A 25,652-nucleotide genomic window follows, 5' to 3' on the forward strand; every position below is an offset into this window, starting at 1 on the left:
CTCTCATCATGTCCGGCCGTCGAAATTGGATCGGTCTTGATCCGTGCCGGTGCCGCCTGCGCCTTCCAGGCGCGCAGATAGATAAATGCGCCACACCCCGCGAGCGCCTGATCGAACGCGTGTTGCAAAAGATTCCAGGAAAGGGACGCTGAAGTTGAAACGCCGTCACGTCCAGCCGCGCCTTATTCACGACAATGTAGCCGCTGCGCTTCCTTCACCATTCAATCGCTTCAAGCTCTCCACCGCGCTTGCCGGTTCGCTGCTCCTGATGGCCTCTTCAGCCTTCGCCCAGGCAGCGGGCGGGGATGGTGGCGACGGTGATGCCGGTTTTGGGGGCAGCGGCGGCACGGCTGGTGCAGGTGGTGTCGCCGGGACAGACGGCGGCGCAGCCGCCTTCGGTAACGGCGGCGGAGGTGGCGGCAGCAATGACGCCGCTGGCGGCAATGGCGGCAACGGCGCCTCAAATAGTCCGTACGGAGGCGGTGGCGGCGGTGGCGGTGGCGGTAGCGGCGTCGGCGGCGGTGGAGGCGGCGGTGGTGGAAGCAGCGGCAGCGGCAGCGCCGGCATCGGCGGCGGCGCCGGGGACATCGCCATTTCCACGAATAGCGGGACGATCCAAGGCCGTAGTGGCAGCAATGGTGGTGGCGGCAGCGGCGGCGGAGGAGCCGGCATCGGCGGCGGTGGTGGCGGTGGCAGTGGCGGCGGTAGTAGCGGTGGCGGCGCCGGTGGCGGCGTCGGCGATATCACCGTTTCCACGAACAGCGGCACGATCCAGGGTGGCGACGGCGGGGGCATCGGAGGCGTCGGCATCCGCGTCGGCGGCGGGGCCGGGATCGGCGGGGGCGGGGCTGGCAGCGGCGGCGGGGGAGGTGGCGGCAGGGGGGGCGACGTCGGCAACATTGTCGTTTCCGCAAATAGCGGGACAATCCAGGGCGGCAGCGGCGGCCTCAGAGGCGGAGACGGCATCGGCAGTGGCGGCGAGGGCAGCCTTTTCGACGGCGGAGCTGTCGCTGGCTCCATCTACCTCAACAACACTAGTGCAGGCGTGGTGCGAGGCGGCAACGGCTGGGGAGCCGGCTTCGGTGGCGCGGGCGTTCGCGGCCAGAACGCGACTATCGTCAATGCCGGAACGATCGCCGGAGGGCTGAATGGCAACGGCAGCCAGGCTGCCGCAATGGTCCTGACGGGAGGCGCCAACAGCCTGAGACTGGTGGGCACGAACTGGTCGCTGGTCGGCGATATCCAGGTGAACGTGAGCAGCAGCCTTTCCTTTACCCAGACCGACAATCAGACATTGGCGAACACGATCAGCGGCAATGGCGCTGTGATCCAGAACGGCTCCGGCACGCTGAGGCTTTCGGGAGCCAATACCTACACCGGCGGCACGACGATCGATGCCGGCACGCTGCAAGTGTCAGCCGATAACAATCTGGGCGCGGCCAGCGGCGGGCTAGTCTTCAACGATGGCACGCTGGCGGCCACGGGCAGCTTCGATACCAGCCGCAGCGTCACGCTTGCTGCGACCGGGGGGGTCGACGTGGCGGGGAACATGACGCTGGGGCTTACCGGCGCAATCACCGGCGCAGGCGATCTGATAAAGCGGGGCGCCGGCACGCTGAGGCTTTCGGGAGCCAATACCTACGCCGGCGGCACGACGATCGATGCCGGCACATTGCAAGTGTCGGCCGATAACAATCTGGGCGCGGCCAGCGGCGGGCTGGTCTTCAACGATGGTACGCTGGCGGCCACGGGCAGCTTCGACAGCAGCCGCAGCGTCACGCTTGCTGCGACCGGAGGGTTCGACGTGGCGGCCAACGTGACGCTGGGCCTTACCGGCGCAATCACCGGCGCTGGCGATCTGATAAAGCGGGGTGCCGGCACGCTGACGCTTTCGGGAACCAACACCTACATCGGCGGCACGACGATCGATGCCGGCACGTTGCAAGTGTCGGCCGATAACAATCTGGGCGCGGCAAGCGGCGGGCTGGTCTTCAACGATGCTACGCTGGCGGCCACGGGCAGCTTCGACACGAGCCGCAGCGTCACGCTTGCTGCGACCGGAGGGTTCGACGTGGCGGCCAACGTGACGCTGGGCCTTACCGGTGCAATCACCGGCGCTGGCGATCTGATCAAGCGGGGCGCCGGCACGCTCAGGCTTTCGGGAGCCAATACCTACGCCGGCGGCACGACGATCGATGCCGGCACATTGCAAGTGTCGGCCAATAGCAATCTGGGCGCGGCGAACGGCGGGCTGGTCTTCAACGATGGTACGCTGGCGGCCACGGGCAGCTTCGATACCAGCCGCAGCGTCACACTTGCTGCGACCGGAGGGTTCGACGTGGCGGCCAACGTGACGCTGGGCCTTACTGGCGCAATCACCGGCGCTGGCGATCTGATCAAGCGGGGCGCCGGCACGCTGCGGCTGGACAATACCGGCAATAGCTATGGGAACACGTTCGTCGCAGCGGGAACGCTCATCGGCAACAGCGCCTCGGTCTCCGGCAATGTCGGCAATGCTGGCACGCTGATCTTCGATGAGACGACGAATGGCATTTTCGGCGGCGCTATCGCCGGATTCAACGGCACGAATGGCGCGGTGATCAAGCGGGGGGCCGGGGTTCTTACCCTCGCGGGAACATCCAACCTGGACTGGACTATTTCGGCGGGCGGACTTGTCACGACGGCAGAACGCTTCTCCGGCAACGCTGATATCGCCTCGGGCGCGTCGCTCACCTTCAATCAACTGGTCAACGCTGCCTGGGGCGGTGTGCTCACCGGCACGGGCAACTTCGTCAAGACCGGAAGCGGCACGTTCCTTTATGACGGCCAGAGCGCGTCCTTCGCCGGAACCACCAATGTTGCGGCGGGCAGCCTTATCGTCGGTTCGGATACGACCCATGCGGGCGCGGTGCTCGGTGGCTCCATGAACGTGCTGAAGGACGCCGCACTCGGTGGCCACGGCACGGTGGGTTCGGGCGTTGGATCACTCGTGACGATCGCCCCGGGAGGCATGCTTTTACCTGGCAACTCGATCGGCACGCTCACCATCAACGGCGATCTGGTCCTCAATCAGGGATCGGTCTTTGCCGTCGAAGTCGGTCCGGCTAGCACCGCCTCCGATCTCGTTCATGTGATCGGCACTGCCACCCTCAGGGGTGGATCGGTCGCCCATATCGGCGCCGGCGGGACCTACAATCCGCATTCGACCTACACCATCCTGTCAGCGGATAGCGGCTTGAACGGTGCCTTTACCGGCGTCACGTCGAACTTCGCGTTCCTTCACCCGTGGCTCAGCTATGACCCTAACAGTGTCTATCTGACGCTCGCGCGCAATGACGTGGCCTTTGCTTCGGCGGCTGCCACGCGTAATCAGCGGTCAACGGCGAACGCAATCGACAGCATCGGCTTCGCCGCAGGCAATCCGCTCTATGACGCCATCGTGCAATTGCCCGATGACGACGCGATGCTCCGTCGGAGCTTCGATGCCCTCTCGGGCGAGATCCACGCCAGCGCGAAGACGGCCCTGATCGAGGACAGCCATTTCGTTCGCGATGCCGCGATTGATCGCATCCGCTCTGCCTTCGGCGATGTTGCGGTATCGTCCGTGCCGGTGATGAGCTATGTCGAGGGCAGTCCGAGGTTCACCGCTGCCGCCGCGCCAGCCGAGCGTTTCAGTATCTGGGGCTATGGCTTCGGGTCGTGGGGGCAGGCAAGCGGCGACGGCAACGCCGAGCGGCTCAACTACGATACCGGCGGCTTCCTGGCCGGTATCGATGCGCCTGTCTTCGATACATGGCGGTTCGGCATTCTTGGCGGCTACAGCCGCACCAGTTTCAATGTGAAGGACCGCGCTTCGTCGGGCTCGAGCGACAACTATCACCTCGGCCTCTATGGCGGGACCCAACAGGGTAATCTCGGCTTCCGCACCGGTGCGGCCTACACCTGGCACGATCTTGAGACCGCTCGCTCGGTTGCCTTCCCCGGCTTCGCCGACAGCCTCAAGGGCAGCTACAACGCCGGAATATTCCAGGCGTTCGGCGATGTCGGCTATCGCATCGATACGTCGGCCGTGTCGCTCGAACCCTTCGCCAATCTCGCTTATGTCAGCCTGAACACTGGCAGCTTCGGCGAGCAAGGCGGAGCGGCGGCGCTGCATGCCGAGGGGCAGAGCACCAATACTACCTTGACGACACTGGGTCTGCGCGCTTCGGCGACCTTCGATCTCGGTGGCGTCAGCACGACAGCGCGCGGTTCACTCGGCTGGCAGCACGCCTTTGGCGACACGACCGTCTTGTCTGCGCAGGCGTTCTCGGCGGGTGACGCTTTCACGGTCGCGGGCGTGAGCATTGCTAAGGATGCCGCGGTCGCGGAAGCCGGTCTTGATCTCAGGCTGACGCCTTCCGCCACGTTTGGCATCTTCTACCAGGGCCAAGTTGCAGCCGATGCCCAGGAGCACGGCTTGCAAGCGAACCTCAAGCTGCAGTTCTGACAAGGACAGGGCGAGTGACGGCAATCGTCACCCGCCTTGGGACCATGCCCCAATCGGGCTGGCCGCAGCCGCTGGTGCCGGATCTGGCGTTCGTCGCGATGCCGGGAACTTCGAATGACGCGCTCGCTGTGCGACTGCTTCGATCGCCCGATTGCTGTTACCAGCTGCCTGTATTGGGCATCGATGCCCAAGGCTCCTGGATCGGCAGCGGCTCGCCTTCCTGCAGAAGCTCGATCGAGATGTTGTCCGGCGACTTGACGAAAGCCATGTTGCCGTCGCGCGGAGGCCGGTTGATGGTGACGCCGGCATCCATCAGGCGCTTGCAGGTCTCGTAGATGTTGTCGACCTTATAGGCGAGGTGGCCGAAATTGCGCCCGCCGCTATAGACCTCCGGGTCCCAGTTGTAGGTAAGCTCGAGTTCCGGTGCGCGTGCTGTCGCAGAGGTCGACTTGTCCTTCGGGGCCGCGAGGAAGATCAGGGTGTACCGGCCCTTATCGTTCTCATGCCGGCGGATCTCCTCCAGCCCAAGCTTGTTGCAGTAGAAATCCAGCGACCTGTCGATGTCGGTGATGCGGACCATGGTGTGCAGATAGCGCATGATTTATTCCTTTGCTTGGCAATCGAACGCGCGATTACATAGGGCGACGGCAGTCGGGAGGGCAACAGAGGACGGCCGCCGATGACCACCCCATGCCATAGTATTTCTAGGCAACAGGGGAAAATTACACGGCACCACTTGCATAAGTGGGAATGTCGAGTGTTATCCTTAAGTCAAGAATCAGGTTGCAGCGGTACTCGGAAAGGGTGCGTTCTTATGGGGGACAAGGCCTCTTTAATGGGGCGCGACGCGGAATATGGAGACGCGTTGACCCGTGACGACGGCGGCGAAGCCACCGATCTCATGGAGTTGTCCGGCGCCATAAAATGGTTCGACGTCGCGAAAGGCTACGGCTTTATCCTGCCGGACAATGGTGGGGGTGACGTGTTGCTGCACGTGACCTGCCTTAGGCGTGACGGCTTCCAGACGGCACTGGAGGGAGCGCGGGTCGTCTGTCTCGTGCGCCAGGGTGAACGCGGGCTGCAGGCTTTTCGCGTGCTTTCGATGGATAGCTCGACCGCGGTGCATCCTGCCGAGCAGCCGGTGCAACGCACTCACGTCGTGGTGACTCCCGAGAGTGGGCTCGAGCGCGCCTTGGTCAAATGGTTCAACCGCACGAAAGGCTTCGGCTTTCTGACACGCGGCGAAGGCACCGAAGACATCTTCGTGCATATGGAGACGCTCAGGCGCTTCGGCATCACGGAGCTCAGGCCCGGCCAGGTCGTGCTCGTTCGTTATGGCCGCGGCGACAAGGGCCTTATGGCTGCCGAAATTCATCCTGATATGGGTACGCTGCCGGTCTCGCACTGAGGTGTGTGGACATTCGCAAGCATGATCCCGAATTGACGGTCAGCGCAGCAAAACGTGCAGACTTTTCGGCCAAGATCATGCGACAAGATAGGAGCTTGGAGCAGGATGAGTGACTCCACTCCGATTAATCCTGCTCGAATATGAGCGGCCGAACCCGGGATTCTTCATGCTGCGCTATTTCTGGCAGACGGCAGGCGCCGTTTTTGTTGCGGTCGCCGTTATAGGCCTGTTCCTGGCGATGAAATCGCCGAGCTCGGCCGACAGTCGGGCGATGGTCCTTCCGGTCGATCCGGAACCGCTCATCATCGAGACGAAGGAGGGCGGGCGCTCCTTCACGATCGAGATCGCCAAGAACCCCGGTGAGCGCGAGCGCGGGCTGATGTTCCGCCAGGACATGGATCCCGACCACGGCATGCTCTTCGTCTTCGATGCCCAGCAGCAGCTCGGCTTTTGGATGAAAAACACGCCGATGCCGCTCGACCTGATCTTTATCTCCGAGAACGGCACGGTGAGGGCCATCAAGAAGGGGGAACCCTTTTCAGAAGCGCTCATCTCGCCAGGCGAGCCGGTGCGCTTCGTGCTGGAGCTGAAGGCGGGGACTGCTGCGAAGAACGGCATTGCCCGTGGCGACAAGGTGCGCCACAAGGCCATCAATCAGGAATAAGGCAGACGGCATGCAGTTCTTCTCGCATGAAGGGTTTGAGCTCGCCTTCATCGATGAAAGGCCGGCGTCCGGGTCGGGCGAGCCTGTGCTGCTGATCCATGGCTTTGCTTCCAACCACAGGACCAACTGGGTGACGCCCGGTTGGGTCAAGACGCTGACCGACGCCGGCTATCGAGCGATAGCCTTCGACAATCGCGGCCATGGAGCATCGTCGAAGAGCTATGACCAGGCCGACTATTATCCGGACAAAATGGCCGGCGACGCGGCGGCCCTGCTTCTGCATCTGGGCATCGAGCGATCCCATGTGTTCGGCTATTCGATGGGTGCACGGATCTCGGCGTTCCTCGCCCTTGCAGAGCCGCAACTGATCGCGTCCCTGATCCTGGGCGGGCTCGGAATCGGTATTGTCGACGGGGTCGGCGAGTGGGACGAGATCGCGGACGCCCTCGTCGCCCTCGATCCCGCGGCCATTTCGGACGATAGAGGCCGTATGTTCCGTACTTTTGCCGACCAGACGAAGAGTGACCGGGAGGCGCTCGCCGCATGCATAGCGACCTCGCGCGAACTGCTCAGCGAGGATGACGTGTCGCGCATCGCCCAGCCGACCCTGATTGCCGTCGGCACGAAAGACGACATCGCCGGCTCGGCAGAGGCGCTCGCCGCGCTGATGCCGAATGCAGTCGCCTTCCCGATCGAAGGTCGCGACCACATGCTTTCGGTCGGCGACCGCACCTTGAAGAAGCGGGCGATCGATTTTCTCAAGGCGCATCCGATCAGCGAATAGAAACATAGCGCCGTTCCGCTGCGAATCGATCGGCGACCTGCCCGTCCTCAGCGCCCTTGAAAGAGCGGCATTCAATTCCACTTGAGACAACGATAAGGAAAATAGTGTTCAATCGGACACACATTTGACCTATATCGTGCGGCCAAACAGGAGACGCCGATGAACTCGATCGTTGCACAGCGAAGCGGCAACCTGCAGCCCGTCGATCCGATCTGGACGAGCATACGTGACGAGGCGCGGGAGGCCGTCGAGCGCGATCCGCTGCTTGCAGCCTTCCTATACGCGTCGGTCCTCAACCACGAGAAGCTCGAATACGCGGTGATCCACCGTATCGCCGAACGCCTGCATCATCCCGATCTCAGCGCGGATATCATCCGCCAGACTTTCCATGCGATGCTGGCCGACAGGCCCGAATGGGCGAGCATCGTCCGCGTCGACATCCAGGCCTATTACGATCGCGATCCGGCCTGCGACCGCTTCCTGATGCCGGTGCTCTACTTCAAGGGCTTCCATGCCATCCAGACGCATCGTCTCGCTCATTGGCTCTGGATCCAAGGCCGCAGGGACTTTGCGCTCTACCTTCAGAGCCGGTCCTCCTCCGTGTTCCAGACCGACATCAACCCGGCCGCGAAGATGGGCAAGGGTATCTTCATCGACCATGCCACCGGCCTAGTGGTCGGCGAGACGGCAGTCATCGAAGACAACGTCTCAATCATGCAGGATGTGACGCTGGGCGGCACCGGCAAATCCGGCGGCGACCGGCATCCCAAGATCCGCTACGGCGTCCTGATAGGTTCCGGCGCGAAGGTCCTCGGTAATATCGAAATCGGCCACTGCGCCAAGATTGCAGCCGGCTCGGTCGTGCTGTCCGCAGTGCCGCACAACAAGACCGTGGCAGGTGTGCCGGCTCGCATCGTCGGCGAAGCCGGATGCGACCAGCCGTCCAGGCAAATGGACCAGCTCCTGCCTTCGCAGAGCATGGACCAGGTGATCAGCTTCGACATCTGAGGCGGCTAGGGCAGTCCGGAAATAGCCGGCCCGCCTTTACACAGCCATCCTTCACATGCCAGAAGCGCGTCTCGATTCGAAACACCAGCGACGCCGGAGGCTGTGTTGAAGCCAGAAGAGATTCGTAAGCTCGACGCCTTTTTCAAGCGAACCTTCAAGAACCCTGCGCTTCAGGTCAAGGCTCGCCCGCGCAAGGATGATTCTTGCGAGCTCTATATCGGGGACGAATTTCTCGGCATCATCTTCAAGGACGAGGACGAGGGCGACCTGTCCTACAATTTTTCGATGGCGATCCTCGACGTGGATCTCGAATAGGAGTCTAGCTCTTTCCGCTCCTGATCAGCTTGCGCGCCTGCCCGGCGATCGCCTGGTCGAGTGCTTGCCAATCCTTCAGAAGCTCCAACGGAAAGCGGTAGGTGAGGCTGAGATCGTCGCCGACATGGATGTCGCGCTGGCAGGGCGCCAGTGATTCCTCAGCGCTCGGTCCGGTCAGGCAGCGCGCGACGAAAGGCTCGGCGCCGGAGCGGGGCGCGACAGCAAGCTCCTCGTTGATGTAGCCGGACTTCTCGTTGAAATCGTAGAAGGTCACGCCTGATGGCCCGGCCTTCCCGCGAGGAACGATCAGCGACTGGTAGATCGGCTCGAAGCGGCCGCTCATGTCGCGCGACATCATTCGTTCCTCGATTGAGAGGAAGATGATCCGCCGCGTTCCGCCGACATTGTTGAAGTCGTTGCTGAGGCCCGTGCTGTACCCATTCATGTCGGGCCAGTGAAGGTACAGGTCGAGCCTGGGGGCGATGCCGTCGCGCCGGTCGCGCTCGAAACGGATCGCATTTGCCGGCGCCGAGATCACGTTGTTGCCGATAACGACCTGCTGGACCGTGGTGTCGTCGGTATGTCCGGCCATCACGATCGACTTCCCGAGCCATTTGCCGCCGATGCTGATAAGAACCGACAGCAGGGCCAGGGAGCCGAGGATATAAAAGACGCGCCACATGAAGGCCGAATCGATCGGCCTGATTTCAGGTTGCACTGTCGCGGCCTGCTGTTTCATTTGCAGCGTTCCTGACGGGAAAGGCTCTGGGTTGCAGGGCGGAGGCACGCACCGCGTCGCAGATTGTGCGAGCTGCATGGTAAACGGAAGGTAAAGGCCGGCGAGGCCAGCCTTGTCGAACGCCTGCGCGATCCGATAGGCTGGGGTTTCGTTTGATGCCAATCTCCCGAGAGATAAAACGTCATGCCGATCTATTCCCTCGACGGAGTGGAGCCGCAGTTCGAGGACGCCGCGACCAACTGGATTGCGCCGGATGCCGTGCTGATCGGCCGCGTGCGCCTTGCCCGTGACGCAAGTGTCTGGTTCGGCGCGGTGATCCGCGGCGACAATGAATTGATCGAGATTGGCGCTGGCTCCAATGTGCAGGAGCATACGGTTATGCACACCGATCCGGGCTTCTCGCTGATGATCGGCAGCGGCTGCACGGTTGGCCATAGGGCGACGTTGCACGGCTGCACGATCGGCAGCAACAGCCTGGTCGGGATGGGCGCGATCATACTCAACGGCGCGAAGATCGGGGCGAACAGCCTCGTCGGCGCCGGCGCCCTGGTGACCGAAGGCAAGGAATTCCCGGAGCGTTCCCTGATCGTCGGAACACCCGCGAAGGTGATCCGCACGCTCGACGATGCGGCAGTGGAGCGGCTCAAGAAATCTGCCGAGCACTATGTCGAAAACGGACGTCGATTCCTGTCCAGGTTGAAGCTCGTCTAGCTGTCTTGTGTGGTGCGAATCGAGTGGGCGGCATGTTTAGCGCAGCGTTGCGCAACAAGGCATGTTCTGCCTGCGAGTATTCTTGTCGCTCGCTGTCTAGGCGCTTACATTTCGATCGATCGCGTTCTCACTTGAAGTGGCGCGAGAGAGGGGGAATTCTTAGGAATGAGTGAGCCGGACAACGAATACCTTGAACTTCCCGACGATCCTGAGGAAGCTTTCGCGGCCCTGCACAGAAAGAAATTCAAGGCGCTCGAAGCCTCGTGGGAAAACAACAACAGCGGCTGGTATCTGGAACGCCAATATGTGGATACCTTGATTGCGTTCGATGAGGTTCACGCTCTTGGCATTCTGACTGAATTCCGTAACCCGCCCTTGAAGGATGATGCGTTCTCCGGTTTCTTTGAGGCTTTCCGCAGGCACGCCGAAATAACCTCGCAAAAGATACTCATGGAGGCGGCAAGGCGACAGAAAACCAATATAGAGACCGTCGTGGTTCTCGACGCCACGGCGCGACAAACGATCCACACTTTGATCGGGGCAATACGTGAACGGCTGTATACAATGGAGTTGCCCGAAGATCGACGCCAATCGCTGTTCAATAAGCTGAATGCCTTCGCCTCGGAGGTTGACCGCAACCGCACCAAAACGGAAGCGTTCTTTGCCTTTGCTGTTGAAGCTGCAAAGGTGGCTCGTCAGGTTGATGACGAACTCAAACCGTTGCAGCAAACCATTGATCGAATTTTTGAGTGGATCGAGAAGGCTAAGAAATTAAGGGATGCGCTTCCACCCTGGAGCGAGCGCAAACAAATCGAAGCTCCCAAAAAGGCACTGCCAAACCCCGACAAAAGGCGGTCCTCCGGCTTTAGTCGCAGTCTGGACGAAGACATTCCGTTCTAGCGGGGAACACCAGAGATTTTGTGAATCTTTTTAATGTAAGGCCTTGTTTTTCAATGCCTGTTTTCTTGAGATTGGGGCGGAGGTTTGTGTTGCTCCGCGTAAGTGGGGAACAGTCCAATTCTGTCAGCAACGCAAGCGAAAACCAAACCTACGTCAGAAGCAAAGCTCAACAAAGCAATCTGCAATTGACGCGCGTCTTGGTCATGGCATCGCACATGTGCGTTGGTCAAACGCTCGCTCACGGAAGCGGCACCCCGCTGAGGACGCACTATGCAGAACCGTTATGCTGGTGATATTGGCGATTTCGTTAAGCTTGCCCTCCTCCGACACCTGTCGAAGGGGAGGAAATTAGGCATCGCCTGGTATTTGTATCCTGACGAAGGACACAATGCAGATGGCAAGCACACGAGCTATCTGCAGGCTCCTCAACGTTGGCGGCATCTAGATCCTGAACTCTTCGATGCCCTCGCTCCCGTTGTTGCCAACGGTCGAAGTGTTCGTGACCTCGAAGCTACAGGAGCAATTGACGGCCGTTTTTCTAGGGAACTGCTGACCACCTCGTCGATACATTGGCAATCAAGAGCAAGTTGGAGAACCGATTGGTTTAGTCGCGTGGTCACCGATCTTCGTGATGCCGACATCGTATTTGCCGATCCTGACAACGGCTTGGTCGATGACAACCCTCGACGTCGCAGCAAGAAGGTCTTCGGCAAGCAGATGCCGTTGACGGAAGCCACGGCGCTGGCCGATGGCCGCACCGCCGTCATCTATCATCACAATACCAGACGGGCTGGTGGTCACGATGCCGAGGTCGATTACTGGATCGATCAGCTCGGAGAGGGGACGATCGCAGTCAGGGCCACGGCTTATAGCTGCCGCACCTTCTTCGTTCTGAACGCAGACGAGGTCATCGCGCAGCGTGCGGCATCATTCTGCTACCGGTGGGCAAACCACAGTGTTCGGCTACATCGTCAGGCTTGACTGACGAAGCTTCAGGGAAGGCGTTTGACCTCCTCGGGCAACCATCAGTAATGCGCGTACTGAGATTGCTAGCGCCGGATATTTTGTATCCAAGCCTAGACTGAGCCTCGCGCCTGACTGCACTCTCTGCGGGCGCGGGACTGCTGACGTGCACGAGCTGCAAGCTGAAATCTAACTTGCTGAAAGGCGGCGTTTATTGCCATTTCAAAGGGTGTCCCGAAAAAGCGGAGCCGGCCCGGGGACTGGGCCGGCTCCTTAGACCCGGTCGTTGGGGACGGGGAGGGTGGGGACTCGACCGGGTTTTCTCCTCCGACCGCGCCGCTTTGAAGCGGGCTGCGCTCGGAATTTCTGCAATCCTGGGCCGGCCGTCGCTTCAGCCGGACTGCTTCTCACTTCACTGAGCCGACGGCGATGTTGCGATCATCCTCGATCGACACCCAGGCGCCGGAGTTCCGCATCGATTGCTGCTTCAGATACGTGTAGTCGGTATCGGCCCAGCCGAGGATGCGCGGCTCCAGATTGTCGAGGATGTAGTCTCCGTTGCTGGTCCGCACTGTGAGCACGGCGTGCCCGTCGCCGTTTCTCTGGCGCACAACGGTGATCAGCAGGTTTCCGGCGGGAACGCCGTGCTTCATCAGCTGGCGGCGCTTCTCCAGCACATAATCCTCGCAGTCGCCGACGCCGCCGACGGGGTAGGACCACACTTCTTCCTTGCCCCAGATCTCCATGTCGGTCTTTGGGGTCACGGTCGTGTTGACCTCGTTGTTGATGTCGACCATCTCCGCCCATAGTTCGCGCGTCAGCAGGACCGGCGGCTGCTTCGGAGTGATCTGTCTGCACTCTTCCGGCTCGCTCTGGCAGAATTCGTAGTGACCGACCGGCTGGGTCGTTCGCCCGCCTGTGCGCATGAATTCCTGCCCGGCTTCTGCTGAGCCGATCAAAGCATCGAATGAAAGCGCAAGTAACAATGCAAGAAATGCTGTCCCCGATTTCGTCATCGTGTCGTCTCCCCTTACATGGAGACAATGACACAAGGCGATTTACTTCACGCAAAGGTCGGGGGTAGAAGTTGAGTAAAAATCAGGTAGAAAGAAATCTATATTTGAGTTTGATTTACGGAAAAACCGATTAAAATTTGAATCGAGTAGGCGTTAGGGCTGACCGCCTCGCCATCTGCCAACGGCTCAAAGCCAGGCCGTGTGGACGGATTTGAACAAGATGCCGCCGGCGGTACCGCCCAAAGGATGCAAAGCTCCCGCTGGCGCAGTGAGTCCTGCGAGTCCAAGCCTGCCATGGCGGCGCCCGCTCAGCGGTCGGGCGCTCCCTCGCGGGCCAGATTGTCCACGTCGAGCGGCTTGCTGATCAGCTTTAGCGTGCCGTCCGGGTTGCGCGGCCATTCCGGTTCCGGGCGATCCCAATAGAGTTCTACCCCGTTGCCGTCAGGATCGCGCACATATATCGCCTCCGAGCCACCATGGTCGTTCGCGCCGGTGAGCGCCACTCCCGCCGCTCGCAGGCGACGCAGCGCAGCCGCCAGGGCAGCCCGTGTCGGATAGAGAAAGGCTACGTGGTGTAGGCCCGTCGTGCCCGCGGGAGGCGCGGCACCGCCGCGGCTTTCCCAAGTGTTAAGCGCCAGATGATGGTGATAACCGCCCGCGGCGAGAAAGACGGCCTCCTTACCAATCGAAATGTTGACGCCGAAGCCGAGGACGCCGCAATAGAAGGCCAGCGATCGCTCGATGTCGGCGACCTTGAGATGGACGTGACCGACCCGAACGCGCGGGTCGATGTTATAGTTGTCTGCGATACTGGCGGCGTCATTGGCATTGATCTGCTGGTCGTTCATGGCCTCCGCTCCTTTGCAGGCGATTTCCACGAGCGGAGTATCGCGCAAACGCATTGCCCGGAAAATGTGAGATGACTGGAATGATCATCCCGTTTTCTGCATAATGTCGTGAATGCGCATCGACGAGATCAGCGTCTTCATCAACGTCCTGAGGCGGGGAGCTTTGCCGGCGCGGCGCGACGTCTTGGCATGCCTGCAACGACGGTGAGTGCCAAGGTAGCGGCCCTGGAACGACGGCTCGGGTTCACATTGATCCAGCGCACGACCAGAATGCTGCGCGCAACTCCTGAGGGTCAGGCCTATTTCGAGCGATGCCGAGCCGCGCTGCGAGAAATCGAGACCGTCGAAGCTGAGCTTCGCGCAGAGGTGGTGGGGATGGGCGGACAGCTTCGGCTGACGGCGTCAGTAGACATTGCCCAGACGCTTCTACCGCCTGTCATTGCCGCCTTCCGTATTTCTTATCCGGCGGTTGCCGTTGATCTCGTCGTCACCGACCGCGTTGCCGACCTCGTCGCTGAGGGCCTCGACCTCGCCGTACGCGTCGGCCCTCTGCGTGATTCAAGCTTGATCTCGCGAGCGTTCGTGACAGGTCCGTCGGGACTGTTTGCTTGTCAGTCCTACCTCGACCGCCGGGGCATGCCCGCCTCATTGGACGACCTCAAACACCACGATCTCATCGCCATCAGCAAGCCATGGGCGCGACCGCTGCCGATGCTGATGGGCGACAAGAAGATCGGCATCGACCTGTCGGGCGGACTCGCCTGCGACGATCTGCTGACGGTCAGGGCGCTTGTGGCGATGGGGATGGGGATCAGCTTCCTACCCGGCTATCTCGCCCATCAGCTCAATCTAGTGCGGGTGCTCCCCGATCTGCGCTCGCCCTTTACCGGCCTCTACTTTGCCTACCCGGCACAAAAATTCGTGCCCGAACGGGTCAGGGAGTTCATGGATTTCGCTGTTTCTACCGTCAAGCGCCTGGGGCTTCATCCCTAAGGCAGGTCTGTGAAATGACACCGGTGTGGGCACGGATGTGTGCAAACGACTGAAGTCGAGCTGGTTGGGCCCAGCCCTGACGGAAGGCAGTGGTGGAAGGTGAGGGGTGGTGTGACGCGCTAGCCGCGCAGGTCGTTGAACTCGGCGTCGAGCGTCTCTGGCATCTGCACGACTGCGAACTCGATCGCTACGCCGTCTTCGAAATGACGCACGACCTGGCCGCGCATGGTGCCGAGCATCACCTGCACGCCGAGCGCGGGCTTGACGTCGATTTCGACGGCCGCTCCGGAGAGTGACAAGTCGATGATGCGGCATTGATATTGCCGTCCGTCGGCAAGCCTGAGCACGGTCATCGGGTTGCGGGGCGCAACGCGCTCGTGACGGCGATCTTCGGGCAGATCGAGCTCGTGCTTATTGGCAAGCCATGTAAGCTGTGCGGCGAGCTTGTCTCTTTTGCGCTCCGACGCGATGACAGTCATCGCAAAGCCGTCTTCCAGCGTGCGGGTGATGACGCCCTCGATGCGGCCGATGTGATCGAGATAGGCTATCACCTTCTCGCCGGGCTCGCCGATGCGATCGGCGCGCAACGCCACGTTGCCGGGCGACATGTCAGTCACCTGGCAAGGATGCTCGGTCCGATCCTCCAGCATGAAGCGGCCGTAAATTTTCACGCGTACGCGCTGAAAATTCCGCTTTTCCGCCCAGGATGGCGCGTGATCCATCGCCGCTGATCTTATGCCTGCCATCGCCCTGTTCGATCGGATCGCGCAATTGTGAGGAACTTACGCGAAAAATAAGGCGAAACGGGTTAACAACGGGTAAGCCGAGCGGCTGCGGCTGCACCCGAAGTTAATTCTCCCGGCCGCCCTCGAGCACGATCAGATGGCGAATCCGCCGGCCCCTGCTCGGTCCCTGTGTGAGAGCGATCTGGCTCGGTGCCAGCGGCGGGACAGCGATCGCCGGGCGGTTGCCGAGGAAGAAGGGTTCCCGATCTGGATCGATGACGCGGACCGTGTCGATTGCAGATTCGATGATGGCGTCGGCCCCCAGCCAGAACGGCTTTTCGAAGCTCGACACGACGCCCAGGCAGCGCGGGTGCTCGAAGCCGCCATCGAGCGGCAACATAATCAGCTCGAAATCTATGAAACGACCGGCCCGGCTCATGCCGCGGTAACGGATCACGACGACCGACTTCGCGTCGAAGGCGCCATAGGCGAGGCGTTGGACCATGCGCTGATCCTTCTCCTTCCACAGCGAGGCGAACGTGAAGCCCTTGAGCTCACGCCCATAGGTCGCACAAAGGCGCGTGCCGGCAAGCCGGAACACGGCTTCGCCGCGAGCGTCCTTCTCCAGGATGAAGGTGTCGGCAAGCAGCGTCTTGATATCCGCAGGTTCGATTTCACTTCGTTTCGGTGCGGGCCGTCCCGCGCGCAACCTGTTCCAATATTGGAACAATGCGATCGATCCGTCCAACTTCATGATGCATGCTCCGCACGATCTGCCTGCCCGTGTGCCATCGGTGGACAGAAGGGCGCCCCTCGACGGCCTGTATGGATTGCCCAGCACGAGGCGTGCCAGTATCGCCATCCCGGTTCACTTTCTTGTTCACCGGTCGGAACCGTTAAGGTTAAGGAATGGTTTCGATTGCACTGGCAAGTTGAACATGGCACACCGCTCTTACTCCACGGCGTTTTCCGGCGGACGGGCCGGAAGGCACTGTAGTCAAAGGGTTTTTCGGGAGAGTGGGGCTCGACCGGGCCGTCCAAGGGCAACCTTGGACGGCTTTTCTTTTGCCGCCTGCTGCCTTCGGCGTTAAATGCGGGGAAGCAGATGGAACCCCCCGAATGAGCGAATCACACAGCAGCCGCAGCGACGAATCGCGCGACCAGGAAAACGCACCTCGCGAGCCGGTGTTCAACCTGCCTCCGGTGGTGCTCTGTCTCATCGGCATCTGCGTGATCGTCTATGTCGCCGATGCCTATTTCCTTTCCGAGCGCGGCTATCTCTTGTTGATGGCCAACGCAGCCTTCATTCCTGCCCGCTACAGCGGACAGCTCGATCTCGACATCGCGGCCTTCACCTGGCCGTTCACTGTCCTCACCTCGCCGCTCACCTATGCTTTTCTGCACGGTTCTGTGGCGCATCTGGCGGTCAACATGATCTGGCTTGCCGCCTTCGGCTCGCCGCTTGCCAATCGGCTGCGGACGACGAGGTTCCTGCTATTCTGGGCGCTGACGTCGATCAGCGCCGTAGCGCTGCACTTTGTCCTGCATTGGCACGACCAGTCGCCGGTCGTCGGTGCCTCTGGGGCGATCTCCGGGATGATGGGGGCGGCCGCCCGGTTTGGCTTCAAGATCGACCGCAGCCATGGGAAAGCCGCGTTCCATGGCGCGGTCCTGCCGGTCGCTGCCTGCCTGCGATCGCGCGGGGTCGTTACATTCCTTGCGATATGGATGCTGATCAACCTCGCGACGGGAATGATCAGCTTCGCTCCCGGCATCGAGGGTCAGATCGCCTGGGAAGCCCATATCGGCGGCTTTCTTGCCGGCTTCTTCGGCATCAACTGGATCGACAGACCGGAGGAAGAGAATATTCCACCTCTGGATCCACCCGATCAGGCAGCCGAGCCGGACGGGCAAGACAGGCCGAGTTGAGCCCATCACGGATCGGCGGTGAGGAATGACGCGGTCGTCTTGGGCGAGCATCCTTCGCAACAAGCGATAGTCGGCTCGCTGGGCTTTGCTCACTGGTCCGCCGGATGTGTCCCCTCGTATTGCAATTTGAAAGACCGAACGGGCTCTTGCAGCTATGATGTGCATGCGGGAGTTTGGAGTTCGCATGCCGACAACCAAACGGCCGATCAGCGGCCTCATCGTCGCGCTTCTTTCTCTGCCGGTATCGGCCGCCCTTGCGGTCGAGGCAGACCGGGCGACGACAGCCTTCGTCAATCGCATCAACGCAGTGATCGCGCCGGTCGCCCCTGGCGACCGTGAAGCGATCCGCACTGCTTGCGCGATTCTGGTCAAGCAGGCCTTCGACATCGACGCGATGGCTCCGTCGATCGCCGAAGAAGCCTGGCCGCACATGAGCGGCAACCAGCGTACGGCCTATTCCCGCGGGTTGACGAAAAGAGCGGTCTCGGACTGCACCTCTCACGGCAATGAAATTGCTGGGAATATAGTCGAGATCGTCGGCGTTCGCGTCGGCGAAAGCGGCGATCGGCTCGTCGCCGTAAGGCAGTCGAAGGGAGCGGGCCGGACGGTGATCTGGGAAGTGCACAGAAGTGCCGGCGGCATGCTCAAGGCGGTCGACATGACGGTCGACGGCAGAAGCCTTGCGGCCTCCGCCCGACGGGACGCCAAGGAGGTGCTGAAAAGGACCGACGGCGATGTTGCCGCACTGATAAGATCTGTCGGCGGGTAGCGACAGCGTTGCGCCCGCGCTCTGAGGGAAGCTTGGACGACACCACGGCGCCGTTGGTTGCGCTGAGCAATGTCAGCCGGACCTACGACGGGGGCTCGCTTGTCGCGCTGAGCGCGATCAACCTGGCAGTCGAGCGTGGTGCCTTCGTTTCGATCGTCGGCGCGAGCGGCAGCGGCAAGAGCACCCTCGTCCACATCATGGCGGGGTTCGACTGGCCGACGGCGGGTCGCGTTCTGTGGCAGGGCAGGGAGGTCGTGGACAGGCATTCCTGGACCGCGCTCAGGCGAGAGAAGATCGGCATCGTATTTCAGGAGTTCCTGCTGTTGCCGACGCTGTCCGCACTCGAAAATGTCGAGATCGCGATGAGCGGCACCGGCCTCTCTGCAAGCACGCGGCGCAGCCGCGCAGCCGAACTCCTCGATCAGGTAGGTTTGAGCGGCCGCCTTAAGCATTTGCCCTTCGCGCTGTCAGGCGGCGAGAGGCAGCGCGTCGCGATTGCCCGCAGCATCGCCAACGGGCCGGAACTTCTGCTGGCGGACGAGCCGACCGGCAATCTGGACAGCCGCAGTACCGAGGCCGTCCTGGAGCTCCTGTTCGCGTTGCGCCGCAGAGCCGGGATGACGCTCGTGCTTGTCACCCATGATGAGGCGATCGCTTCGCTCGCCGACACTGTCGTCCGAATCAAGGACGGCCGCATTGTCGATGCCGGTAGGGGGACCCAGGAGGCGCGCTGATGACACTCGCGATGCTCGCCTGGCGCAACTTGCTACGCCGCCCGGCGCGGACGGTCCTGCTGGTGCTCGGCATTGCGCTCGCTGTCGCGACCGCGCTTGCGCTGCTCGCCCTGTCGCGGAGCATCGAGAGAACGACGGGCGAGAGCTCGCTCGAGCGGGGCGCCGAACTGACCGTCTCCCAGCGCGGTGCCGCCGACCTGTTCGGCGGCTTCGTGCCGGCCAGCCTCGAAAAGGCGATCGCAGCAGTGCCGGGTGTAGCGGGCGTCGCCGGCGAGCTCGCCATGTTCGCGCCGGTCGACAATGAAAACCAATTCCTTGCAGTCGGCATGGCTGATTCCAGCTATTTCTGGCCATCCATGCCGCTTGCCGCCGGACGGTTGCCCGAGAAGGGCGAGCGCTATGTCGTGGTGCTCGGCGATAATGTTGCCAAGGCGCTGAACAAGGGGGTCGGTCAGGATGTGACGATCTTCGACCACAGCATGAGGATCGTCGGCGTCGCGGGCTATAAGACAGCCATCAATCGTGGCGTCATCTACCTCAGGCTGCAGGATCTGCAGGAGCTTGCCTTTCGTGCCGACCAGGTGACGCTGTTCTACCTCGCGCTCCAACCTGGCATCGGTGCCGAGGGCCGGGACGCCATTAGGAACAAGATCGAGGCGCTCGGCCCGTTCAGCGTTGCCCCGACGGACCAGCTCTTCTCGCATGACCGCAATGTCGAGGTGCTGCGCGCCGTATCGCTGGTGATCTCCGTGATCGCGCTGACGACGGCGGGCATCAGCGTGCTCAACGTGCTTCTTATGGCGGTACAGGAGAGGACGCGGGAGACCGGCATCATGATGGCGATCGGTTGGAGCGATCGGCGCATCGTGGGAACGATCATGCTCGAAGGCGTCCTCACCGGCCTCGCCGGCTGTGCTGTCGGCGTGCCACTCGGTTTTTTTGCCTGCTCTTTCTTCAACTTCCTGCCCGTTGTCGGCAGGTATCTCGCATTCCAGCCTTCGTTCGGCATCGTAGCGCCCAGCGTAGCGGGAGCGTTGCTGCTTTCCGTGCTCGGATCACTCTATCCCGCCTGGAGAGCCGTCTCGATGACGCCGGCCGACGCATTGAGGCGCGCCTGAGTCCAGGCCTCTATCCAGGTCGGGCTTGAAATGGCGGCTGCAGCGGCGCACCATGTATTTCAGGGTGGTAAAGACGCTCCGGTATCGGGGCGACAGATTCCCGCGCCGAGGGGAGGGGCGCAATATCACTTGGAGGAAACGATGAACGTCAAAGCCATTCTGGAAGGCAAGGGACGCGACGTCCACACGATCGGACCCAACCAGACTCTCGCCCAGGCGATCAAGCAACTTACCGATCACAAGATCGGCGCGCTCGTAGTCACCAATGGCGATCGCAAGGTGATAGGCATCCTTTCGGAGCGCGATATCGTCAGGGTGCTGGCAAAGCACGGCGCGTCGGCGCTGGACCAGAGCGTTCGACAGGCGATGACGGCCAAGGTCAACATCTGCAACGAAAACCACACGATCAACCAGGTCATGGAAATCATGACTGAGGGCCGGTTCCGGCATCTGCCCGTCGAAAAAAACGGCCAGCTCGACGGCATCATCTCGATCGGCGACGTTGTGAAAAAGCGCATCGAGGAGGTCGAGCGCGAGGCGGAAGACATCAAGCAGTATATCGCAACCGCATAAGAGGAGCCGCCGCTCCGACAATCCGGGGCGGCGGCTTTGTGTCAGCGGTTGTCCAGTTCGGAACGGACGAGCTCCAGCCCTCGCCGCGTGATGCGGTAGGGGCCGCTGTTCGAGGAGGCGACCGCCTTCTTCCTCTTCAATTTCCTGAACAGGTCGAGGTCGATTCCCTGAAAGCGCCAGCCGTCGCGCGTGAGGCAGTCGACGGTGATGATGCGCCTGCGGTCGTCTTTCTTGACTTCGATCCGACCGCCTTGGGCGAGCAGGTGCAGAATGCGCTGTTCTGTGCGCGATATGTCCATTGAAGTTCCCGTGAAAACCTGGCCTGCGGCCAACGGAGAAAGCCGCAACCGAAGGCTCGGTGCGGCGGTTCAGGTTTTCAGGCCCTGATCTCGACGATCAGGGCTTCAACGGGATTCAGACGAGTTGAACATCCACACTCCAGCGGGATGCCTGCGCCATAGCACAGGCAGTTGATGAACGCGAGAGCGGTTGCAACAGCGCAGCGTTTGATCTAGCGGACTGTGTTGGGTTTGCCGGGCACCAGCGCCCGGCAAACCTGAGAGATCGCAGACGGACGCTTCATGACCATCATCGACACTCGCACGCCAGAACCGAAACGCTTTATCCCCGGCGCCACCGGCGACTGGGAGGTGATCGTCGGCATGGAGGTGCATGCGCAGGTGAAGTCCGAGGCCAAGCTCTTCTCCGGCGCCTCGACAGCGTTCGGCGCGGCCCCCAACGCCAATGTCAGCCTGGTCGATGCGGCTATGCCCGGCATGCTGCCGGTCATCAACGAGGAATGCGTCAAGCAGGCGATCCGCACGGGGCTGGGGCTGAAGGCCAAGATCAACCTGAAGTCGGTTTTCGACCGCAAGAACTACTTCTATCCGGATCTGCCGCAGGGCTATCAGATATCCCAGTACAAGCAGCCGATCGTGGGCGAGGGAACGATAATCGTCTCGGTCGGCCCGGATCGCGAGGGCAAGTTCGAGGACATCGAGGTCGGCATCGAGCGCCTGCACCTCGAGCAGGATGCCGGCAAGTCGCTCCACGATCAGCACCCGACGATGTCCTATGTGGATTTGAACCGTTCCGGCGTGGCGCTGATGGAGATCGTGTCGAAGCCCGACATGCGCTCTTCGGAGGAGGCCAAGGCCTATCTGACCAAGCTGCGCACCATCGTGCGCTATCTCGGCACCTGCGATGGCAACATGGACGAGGGCTCGATGCGCGCCGACGTGAACGTGTCCGTGCGGCGACCGGGAGGGCAGTTCGGCACGCGCTGCGAGATCAAGAACGTCAACTCGATCCGCTTCGTCGGTCAGGCGATCGAATACGAGGCGCGGCGCCAGATCGCCCTCATCGAGGATGGCGGCAAGGTCGAGCAGGAGACACGGCTGTTCGATCCCAACAAGGGTGAGACGCGGTCGATGCGCACCAAGGAAGAGGCGCATGACTACCGCTATTTCCCTGATCCGGATCTGCTGCCGCTTGAATTCGACCAGGCCTATGTCGACGCGCTCGCTGTCCATCTGCCCGAGCTTCCCGACCAAAAGAGGATGCGGCTTGTCGAGAGCCTCGGACTTTCAGCCTATGACGCGTCCGTGCTCGTGTCCGAGAAGTCAATAGCCGACTATTTCGAGCAGGTGGCGGAGGGCCGGGACGGCAAAATGGCCGCGAACTGGGTCATCAACGACCTGCTCGGCGCTTTGAACAAAGCGGGCCATGTCATTGAAGATTCGCCCGTTTCGCCGGCTCAGCTTGGCACGATCATCGATCTCATCAAGGAAGGCGTGATTTCCGGCAAGATCGCCAAGGATCTGTTCGAAATCGTCTGGAAAGAGGGCGGCGACCCACGTGTGATCGTCGAGACTCACGGCATGAAGCAGGTCACCGATACGGGGGCGATCGAGAAGGCTGTCGACGACGTGATCGCGGCCAACCCGGACAAGGTCGAGCAGGCCAAGGCGAAGCCAACGCTTGCCGGCTGGTTCGTCGGGCAGGTCATGAAGGCGACCGCCGGCAAGGCCAACCCGCAGTCGGTCAACGAGCTGGTCAAGGCGAAGCTCGGAATCCAATGACGATGTTCGTGCGCACAGCCAGCGAACGCGACCTCGCTGCCGTGCGCGAGCTTCTCGTCGAGACGTGGCACGCCACTTATGATCACATCTACGGTGTGGAACGCGTGACGGCGATCACGAACGACTGGCACTCCATCGCTTCTCTCGGCAGTCGGCTGACCAAGCCCCATTCCGAGTTTCTCGTGGCTGACGATGGCAAAGAGATATCGGCCATGGCTTTCGCGGCAGCCGATTCTGATGGAAAGGTCGTGAAGCTTTACCAACTCTATGTCCGCCCCGGATTTCAGGGTCGCGGCATTGGCGGGATGCTGCTCGACGAAATTCTGGACTGCTTCCCCGACGCTGAAATGATAAGGCTCGAGGTCGAGGAGGCGAACGACCGGGCCATCGCCTTCTACAAGGCATATGGATTCGCGGAGGCCGGCCGCACCGGCCATTGCGGCGTAGCAGGTTCCGGCATTCCGGCGCTCGTTTTCGAGCGGCCGCTCGGCGCTTGGCACTGAGATCACGAAGAATCGGGACTGAGAGGCCGTGGCCGCCGAGCTGATGGAACTGCTGATCCGCGAAGCCTGTGAGGGGGACATCGACGGGATCGTCGAGTGCCTGGCCGATGATACCGTCGGCGGACACGGCAACACCACCGACGAAGCCGCACGACCCCGCTATCTGGCGGCCTTCGCGCGGATTGCGGCGAGCCCCAATGATCGGCTCTACGTTGCCGAGTTGGAGGGCGAGGTGGTCGGCACCTTTCAGACGACGCTGATCACGGTTATGAACCTGCACGGACGGCCCGACATGACGATCGAGGCCGTGCATGTCCGGGCCAAGGCCCGTGGCAAGGGCGTGGGCGCTGCGATGATGCGTTTTGCGATCGAGGAGGCGCGCCGCGCCGGGGTACGCCTTGTGCAGCTGACCTCAAATGCCAAACGCGTCGACGCGCACCGCTTTTACGAGCGTCTCGGCTTTGTGAAGAGCCATGTCGGCTTCAAGATGAGGTTCGACTAGCCGCATCGCACTTGTTTTTGTTCGCCGGCGACGCCATAAGGCTCGCAGGCGACGAGGACCACGATGAAGAAGTTTCTGCTGCAGTTTTTCACATGGTGGAACGGTCAGACGCTGGGCACGCGCTTCCATACCTGGCGGTACGGGACGCCTGTCGGCGAGGACGAGTTCGGCAACCTGTATTACCAGGGAGGCACGGATTCGGAAGGCCGCACGCGGCGCTGGGTGATTTACAACGGCTATTCGGAAGCCTCCGCAATTCCGCCTGGCTGGCATGGGTGGATGCACCATCGCGTCGACACGCCGCCTTCAAAGGAAAACTACAAGGCGCGCGAATGGCAGAAGCCGCATCGGCCGAATTTGACCGGGACGGCCAAAGCATACCGGCCGAAGGGTTCGGTGCTCGGCAACGAGAAGCGTCCGCGGGTGACCGGCGACTACGATGCCTGGACGCCGGGCGGTTGAACGCCGGCCGGACATTTCTCGCCACAATCGCAAAGTACCCGCTTGATGATACGCGCCACGCGCCGGCAAACGTTCCACATGCCGGCTTGCTCGTGGGAATGACGGGGATCTTTACCGGTAGCCGGATGACCAAGACGAAATTTGCCCGCGCCGCCTTGCTTGCCGCCGGGCTTCTTGCCGCCACGTCAGCAACAGCGGCCGAACGTATCAGCAATCCGGTCGCCGAGTTCACCGGTATCGACAAGATCACCGGCCGCATCATCACTTTCGACGTCTACATCAACGAGACGGTGCAATTCGGCGCGCTGCAGGTGACGCCGCGCGTCTGCTATTCGGCGCCCCAGGACCAGGAGCCCAAGACCGATTCCTTCGTCGAGGTCGACGAGATCACGCTCGACCGCAAGATTCGCCGCATCTTCACCGGCTGGATGTTCGCCGAAAGTCCGGGTCTCAATGCCGTCGAGCATGCCGTCTATGATGTTTGGCTGAAGGCCTGCAAGCAGAAGTCCGACGTGCCGCCGCCCGAGACGCCCAAAACGAACTGAAGTCAGTCCGGCGCATGTGAGGTTGCCGAATCGATGAAGGCGACCATCTCCTCGAACAGCGCCTGGCTCCAGATGTCGTTGTGGCCATAGCCGTGCAGGATTCTGAACTCCTTGGGCTCCGGCGCTGCATTGAACAGGGCCTTGCCGGAGCTCAACGGGACCGAGTTGTCGAGATCGCCATGAAGAAACAGCTTCGGCTCAGTGACCCGGGCGATCCTGAGGTCGGAGCGAAAGCTGTCTTTCATCAGCGCACCGACCGGGAGGAATGGGTACATGGCGCGCGCCAGCGCCACGATCGATTGATAAGCGGAAACCAGCACTACCGCTGCAGGGTGGCGCTCCGCGGCCGTGTTGATTGCGACTCCGGTACCCAGCGAGCGACCCAGGATGACGATCGGTGATGAGGGATCTCGAGCTGCGAGCCAGTCGAAAGCGGCAAGTCCATCCGTCAGCAGACCGGCTTCGGTCGGTGATCCCGTCGACCCCGGATAGCCGCGATAGGATATTGCCAGCAAACCGTACCCGTGCGCGGACAGCCAGTCGCCGAGAAAACCGTAACTGGCGATGTCGTCGCCATTGCCTGGAAAAAGCAGAACCGTGGGCCGCTGCTTGGCTGCGGCAATATAGAGTGCGGCAAGCCTCTCTCCGTCCGGCGTCGCTATGGTCGCGCGCGAACCCCACGGCGCTATTGCGGGCAATGCAGCTGCGGCATTCAATGCTCCCGGATAGAGCAGGGTGCGCTGCGCGAAATACATGACCGCCACGGCCAACGCATAGGCGATGGCGACGACGATCAGGAGCGCTTTCAGGATATTCCAGATCGCGGCTGCTCCGCCTCTGGAGCGGCGTGCAAGCAATTTGGATCGCTACGCC

At 61.7% G+C, this 25,652-nt stretch carries 28 protein-coding genes; 20 read left to right on the top strand and 8 right to left on the bottom strand.

The genetic code is table 11. The features are described from left to right. The first annotated feature begins 154 nt into the window (after window positions 1-154). The gene (locus SAZ10_RS13155) at window positions 155-4,489 is read left to right on the top strand and encodes an autotransporter domain-containing protein (RefSeq protein ID WP_318609692.1); all 4,335 of its coding nucleotides are present in this window, start codon (window positions 155-157) and stop codon (window positions 4,487-4,489) included. A 157-nt stretch (window positions 4,490-4,646) separates the two neighbouring features. Here SAZ10_RS13155 and SAZ10_RS13160 read toward each other — a convergent pair whose 3' ends face one another. Then, complete coding sequence (locus tag SAZ10_RS13160; protein ID WP_318609693.1) at window positions 4,647-5,087, bottom strand: VOC family protein; 441 nt, start codon at window positions 5,085-5,087, stop codon at window positions 4,647-4,649. A gap of 303 nt (window positions 5,088-5,390) precedes the next feature. Here SAZ10_RS13160 and SAZ10_RS13165 point away from each other — a divergent pair, with 303 nt between their 5' ends. The 5 genes from SAZ10_RS13165 to SAZ10_RS13185 all read left to right on the top strand — a co-directional run bounded on the left by SAZ10_RS13165 (window position 5,391) and on the right by SAZ10_RS13185 (window position 8,668). Then, on the top strand, window positions 5,391-5,897 hold the full coding sequence (locus SAZ10_RS13165) for a cold-shock protein (protein ID WP_412535223.1): 507 nt from the start codon (window positions 5,391-5,393) through the stop codon (window positions 5,895-5,897). Window positions 5,898-6,063: 166 nt separating this feature from the next. Further along, window positions 6,064-6,561 (top strand): DUF192 domain-containing protein, encoded by a 498-nt coding sequence (locus SAZ10_RS13170; protein ID WP_412535224.1) that lies wholly within the window; start codon window positions 6,064-6,066, stop codon window positions 6,559-6,561. 10 nt (window positions 6,562-6,571) lie between these two features. After that, the gene (locus SAZ10_RS13175) at window positions 6,572-7,345 is read left to right on the top strand and encodes an alpha/beta fold hydrolase (RefSeq protein WP_318609695.1); all 774 of its coding nucleotides are present in this window, start codon (window positions 6,572-6,574) and stop codon (window positions 7,343-7,345) included. A gap of 159 nt (window positions 7,346-7,504) precedes the next feature. Continuing rightward, complete coding sequence (gene cysE, locus SAZ10_RS13180; RefSeq protein ID WP_318609696.1) at window positions 7,505-8,353, top strand: serine O-acetyltransferase; 849 nt, start codon at window positions 7,505-7,507, stop codon at window positions 8,351-8,353. A 105-nt stretch (window positions 8,354-8,458) separates the two neighbouring features. After that, the gene (locus tag SAZ10_RS13185; RefSeq protein ID WP_318609697.1) at window positions 8,459-8,668 is read left to right on the top strand and encodes a DUF3126 family protein; all 210 of its coding nucleotides are present in this window, start codon (window positions 8,459-8,461) and stop codon (window positions 8,666-8,668) included. Window positions 8,669-8,672: 4 nt separating this feature from the next. Here the strand turns inward: SAZ10_RS13185 and SAZ10_RS13190 are convergent, their stop codons facing one another. Further along, window positions 8,673-9,407, bottom strand: coding sequence for a hypothetical protein (locus tag SAZ10_RS13190; RefSeq protein WP_318609698.1), 735 nt, complete (start codon window positions 9,405-9,407; stop codon window positions 8,673-8,675). Window positions 9,408-9,590: 183 nt separating this feature from the next. On the opposite strand from SAZ10_RS13190, the gene SAZ10_RS13195 reads away from it, so the two are divergent. The 3 genes from SAZ10_RS13195 to SAZ10_RS13205 all read left to right on the top strand — a co-directional run bounded on the left by SAZ10_RS13195 (window position 9,591) and on the right by SAZ10_RS13205 (window position 11,999). Further along, window positions 9,591-10,118, top strand: coding sequence for a gamma carbonic anhydrase family protein (locus tag SAZ10_RS13195; RefSeq protein WP_318609699.1), 528 nt, complete (start codon window positions 9,591-9,593; stop codon window positions 10,116-10,118). A 165-nt stretch (window positions 10,119-10,283) separates the two neighbouring features. Further along, complete coding sequence (locus SAZ10_RS13200) at window positions 10,284-11,018, top strand: hypothetical protein (protein WP_318609700.1); 735 nt, start codon at window positions 10,284-10,286, stop codon at window positions 11,016-11,018. A 270-nt stretch (window positions 11,019-11,288) separates the two neighbouring features. Then, on the top strand, window positions 11,289-11,999 hold the full coding sequence (locus SAZ10_RS13205; protein ID WP_318609701.1) for a hypothetical protein: 711 nt from the start codon (window positions 11,289-11,291) through the stop codon (window positions 11,997-11,999). Window positions 12,000-12,388: 389 nt separating this feature from the next. On the opposite strand, the gene SAZ10_RS13210 is transcribed toward SAZ10_RS13205, so the two are convergent. After that, window positions 12,389-12,997 carry a transglutaminase-like cysteine peptidase gene (locus SAZ10_RS13210; protein ID WP_318609702.1) on the bottom strand — a complete coding sequence of 203 codons (609 nt, stop codon included), beginning with the start codon at window positions 12,995-12,997 and terminating at the stop codon, window positions 12,389-12,391. Window positions 12,998-13,305: 308 nt separating this feature from the next. After that, a complete protein-coding gene (locus SAZ10_RS13215; RefSeq protein ID WP_318609703.1) occupies window positions 13,306-13,845 on the bottom strand; it encodes a VOC family protein in 540 nt (179 codons plus the stop codon). 108 nt (window positions 13,846-13,953) lie between these two features. Between SAZ10_RS13215 and SAZ10_RS13220 the strand changes: the two genes are divergently transcribed. Further along, a complete protein-coding gene (locus SAZ10_RS13220; protein WP_318609704.1) occupies window positions 13,954-14,838 on the top strand; it encodes a LysR family transcriptional regulator in 885 nt (294 codons plus the stop codon). A 119-nt stretch (window positions 14,839-14,957) separates the two neighbouring features. Here the strand turns inward: SAZ10_RS13220 and SAZ10_RS13225 are convergent, their stop codons facing one another. Continuing rightward, window positions 14,958-15,575: a PilZ domain-containing protein gene (locus tag SAZ10_RS13225; protein WP_318610114.1), complete on the bottom strand. Its 618-nt coding sequence runs from the start codon at window positions 15,573-15,575 to the stop codon at window positions 14,958-14,960. A 112-nt stretch (window positions 15,576-15,687) separates the two neighbouring features. Beyond that, window positions 15,688-16,317 (bottom strand): PAS domain-containing protein, encoded by a 630-nt coding sequence (locus SAZ10_RS13230; protein ID WP_318609705.1) that lies wholly within the window; start codon window positions 16,315-16,317, stop codon window positions 15,688-15,690. Between the two features lie 365 nt (window positions 16,318-16,682). Here SAZ10_RS13230 and SAZ10_RS13235 point away from each other — a divergent pair, with 365 nt between their 5' ends. The 5 genes from SAZ10_RS13235 to SAZ10_RS13255 all read left to right on the top strand — a co-directional run bounded on the left by SAZ10_RS13235 (window position 16,683) and on the right by SAZ10_RS13255 (window position 20,686). After that, window positions 16,683-17,492, top strand: a complete 810-nt coding sequence (locus SAZ10_RS13235) for a rhomboid family intramembrane serine protease (RefSeq protein WP_318609706.1) — start codon at window positions 16,683-16,685, stop codon at window positions 17,490-17,492. Between the two features lie 184 nt (window positions 17,493-17,676). Next, entirely contained in the window at window positions 17,677-18,261 is a 585-nt protein-coding gene (locus tag SAZ10_RS13240; protein ID WP_318609707.1) for an ABC transporter substrate-binding protein, read from the top strand. A gap of 32 nt (window positions 18,262-18,293) precedes the next feature. Beyond that, a complete protein-coding gene (locus SAZ10_RS13245) occupies window positions 18,294-18,995 on the top strand; it encodes an ABC transporter ATP-binding protein (RefSeq protein WP_318609708.1) in 702 nt (233 codons plus the stop codon). Continuing rightward, window positions 18,995-20,113, top strand: coding sequence for an ABC transporter permease (locus SAZ10_RS13250; RefSeq protein ID WP_318609709.1), 1,119 nt, complete (start codon window positions 18,995-18,997; stop codon window positions 20,111-20,113). The genes SAZ10_RS13245 and SAZ10_RS13250 overlap by 1 nt, the downstream gene beginning before the upstream one ends. A gap of 141 nt (window positions 20,114-20,254) precedes the next feature. Beyond that, on the top strand, window positions 20,255-20,686 hold the full coding sequence (locus SAZ10_RS13255) for a CBS domain-containing protein (RefSeq protein WP_318609710.1): 432 nt from the start codon (window positions 20,255-20,257) through the stop codon (window positions 20,684-20,686). Between the two features lie 41 nt (window positions 20,687-20,727). Here the strand turns inward: SAZ10_RS13255 and SAZ10_RS13260 are convergent, their stop codons facing one another. Continuing rightward, entirely contained in the window at window positions 20,728-20,985 is a 258-nt protein-coding gene (locus tag SAZ10_RS13260) for a YjhX family toxin (protein ID WP_318609711.1), read from the bottom strand. A 282-nt stretch (window positions 20,986-21,267) separates the two neighbouring features. On the opposite strand from SAZ10_RS13260, the gene gatB reads away from it, so the two are divergent. From gatB to SAZ10_RS13285, 5 genes are all read left to right on the top strand, one after another. Beyond that, window positions 21,268-22,767 (top strand): Asp-tRNA(Asn)/Glu-tRNA(Gln) amidotransferase subunit GatB, encoded by a 1,500-nt coding sequence (gene gatB / locus SAZ10_RS13265; protein ID WP_318609712.1) that lies wholly within the window; start codon window positions 21,268-21,270, stop codon window positions 22,765-22,767. 2 nt (window positions 22,768-22,769) lie between these two features. Beyond that, window positions 22,770-23,270 carry a GNAT family N-acetyltransferase gene (locus SAZ10_RS13270; protein ID WP_318610116.1) on the top strand — a complete coding sequence of 167 codons (501 nt, stop codon included), beginning with the start codon at window positions 22,770-22,772 and terminating at the stop codon, window positions 23,268-23,270. Between the two features lie 43 nt (window positions 23,271-23,313). Beyond that, window positions 23,314-23,772, top strand: a complete 459-nt coding sequence (locus tag SAZ10_RS13275; protein WP_412535225.1) for a GNAT family N-acetyltransferase — start codon at window positions 23,314-23,316, stop codon at window positions 23,770-23,772. Window positions 23,773-23,835: 63 nt separating this feature from the next. After that, window positions 23,836-24,234, top strand: coding sequence for an NADH:ubiquinone oxidoreductase subunit NDUFA12 (locus SAZ10_RS13280; RefSeq protein WP_318609714.1), 399 nt, complete (start codon window positions 23,836-23,838; stop codon window positions 24,232-24,234). Window positions 24,235-24,359: 125 nt separating this feature from the next. Then, window positions 24,360-24,779, top strand: a complete 420-nt coding sequence (locus tag SAZ10_RS13285; RefSeq protein WP_318609715.1) for a DUF2155 domain-containing protein — start codon at window positions 24,360-24,362, stop codon at window positions 24,777-24,779. 2 nt (window positions 24,780-24,781) lie between these two features. Here the strand turns inward: SAZ10_RS13285 and SAZ10_RS13290 are convergent, their stop codons facing one another. Beyond that, a complete protein-coding gene (locus SAZ10_RS13290) occupies window positions 24,782-25,636 on the bottom strand; it encodes an alpha/beta hydrolase (RefSeq protein ID WP_318609716.1) in 855 nt (284 codons plus the stop codon). Window positions 25,637-25,652 lie beyond the last annotated feature (16 nt).

Origin of the sequence: Mesorhizobium sp. BAC0120 (genome assembly GCF_033542235.1) — a bacterium.
In the GTDB taxonomy this organism is placed as follows: Bacteria; Pseudomonadota; Alphaproteobacteria; order Rhizobiales; family Rhizobiaceae; genus JAWRCU01.

What these genes read in the sequence shown, in the direction of transcription:
- SAZ10_RS13160 (WP_318609693.1), bottom strand. Translation starts at nt 5,087, where the DNA reads ATGCGCTATCTGCACACCATGGTCCGCATCACCGACATCGACAGGTCG.
- SAZ10_RS13165 (WP_412535223.1), top strand. Translation starts at nt 5,391, where the DNA reads ATGGAGTTGTCCGGCGCCATAAAATGGTTCGACGTCGCGAAAGGCTAC.
- SAZ10_RS13170 (WP_412535224.1), top strand. Translation starts at nt 6,064, where the DNA reads ATGCTGCGCTATTTCTGGCAGACGGCAGGCGCCGTTTTTGTTGCGGTC.
- SAZ10_RS13175 (WP_318609695.1), top strand. Translation starts at nt 6,572, where the DNA reads ATGCAGTTCTTCTCGCATGAAGGGTTTGAGCTCGCCTTCATCGATGAA.
- cysE (WP_318609696.1), top strand. Translation starts at nt 7,505, where the DNA reads ATGAACTCGATCGTTGCACAGCGAAGCGGCAACCTGCAGCCCGTCGAT.
- SAZ10_RS13190 (WP_318609698.1), bottom strand. Translation starts at nt 9,407, where the DNA reads ATGAAACAGCAGGCCGCGACAGTGCAACCTGAAATCAGGCCGATCGAT.
- SAZ10_RS13195 (WP_318609699.1), top strand. Translation starts at nt 9,591, where the DNA reads ATGCCGATCTATTCCCTCGACGGAGTGGAGCCGCAGTTCGAGGACGCC.
- SAZ10_RS13200 (WP_318609700.1), top strand. Translation starts at nt 10,284, where the DNA reads ATGAGTGAGCCGGACAACGAATACCTTGAACTTCCCGACGATCCTGAG.
- SAZ10_RS13205 (WP_318609701.1), top strand. Translation starts at nt 11,289, where the DNA reads ATGCAGAACCGTTATGCTGGTGATATTGGCGATTTCGTTAAGCTTGCC.
- SAZ10_RS13210 (WP_318609702.1), bottom strand. Translation starts at nt 12,997, where the DNA reads ATGACGAAATCGGGGACAGCATTTCTTGCATTGTTACTTGCGCTTTCA.
- SAZ10_RS13215 (WP_318609703.1), bottom strand. Translation starts at nt 13,845, where the DNA reads ATGAACGACCAGCAGATCAATGCCAATGACGCCGCCAGTATCGCAGAC.
- SAZ10_RS13230 (WP_318609705.1), bottom strand. Translation starts at nt 16,317, where the DNA reads ATGAAGTTGGACGGATCGATCGCATTGTTCCAATATTGGAACAGGTTG.
- SAZ10_RS13235 (WP_318609706.1), top strand. Translation starts at nt 16,683, where the DNA reads ATGAGCGAATCACACAGCAGCCGCAGCGACGAATCGCGCGACCAGGAA.
- SAZ10_RS13240 (WP_318609707.1), top strand. Translation starts at nt 17,677, where the DNA reads ATGCCGACAACCAAACGGCCGATCAGCGGCCTCATCGTCGCGCTTCTT.
- SAZ10_RS13250 (WP_318609709.1), top strand. Translation starts at nt 18,995, where the DNA reads ATGACACTCGCGATGCTCGCCTGGCGCAACTTGCTACGCCGCCCGGCG.
- SAZ10_RS13255 (WP_318609710.1), top strand. Translation starts at nt 20,255, where the DNA reads ATGAACGTCAAAGCCATTCTGGAAGGCAAGGGACGCGACGTCCACACG.
- SAZ10_RS13260 (WP_318609711.1), bottom strand. Translation starts at nt 20,985, where the DNA reads ATGGACATATCGCGCACAGAACAGCGCATTCTGCACCTGCTCGCCCAA.
- gatB (WP_318609712.1), top strand. Translation starts at nt 21,268, where the DNA reads ATGACCATCATCGACACTCGCACGCCAGAACCGAAACGCTTTATCCCC.
- SAZ10_RS13270 (WP_318610116.1), top strand. Translation starts at nt 22,770, where the DNA reads ATGTTCGTGCGCACAGCCAGCGAACGCGACCTCGCTGCCGTGCGCGAG.
- SAZ10_RS13275 (WP_412535225.1), top strand. Translation starts at nt 23,314, where the DNA reads ATGGAACTGCTGATCCGCGAAGCCTGTGAGGGGGACATCGACGGGATC.
- SAZ10_RS13280 (WP_318609714.1), top strand. Translation starts at nt 23,836, where the DNA reads ATGAAGAAGTTTCTGCTGCAGTTTTTCACATGGTGGAACGGTCAGACG.
- SAZ10_RS13285 (WP_318609715.1), top strand. Translation starts at nt 24,360, where the DNA reads ATGACCAAGACGAAATTTGCCCGCGCCGCCTTGCTTGCCGCCGGGCTT.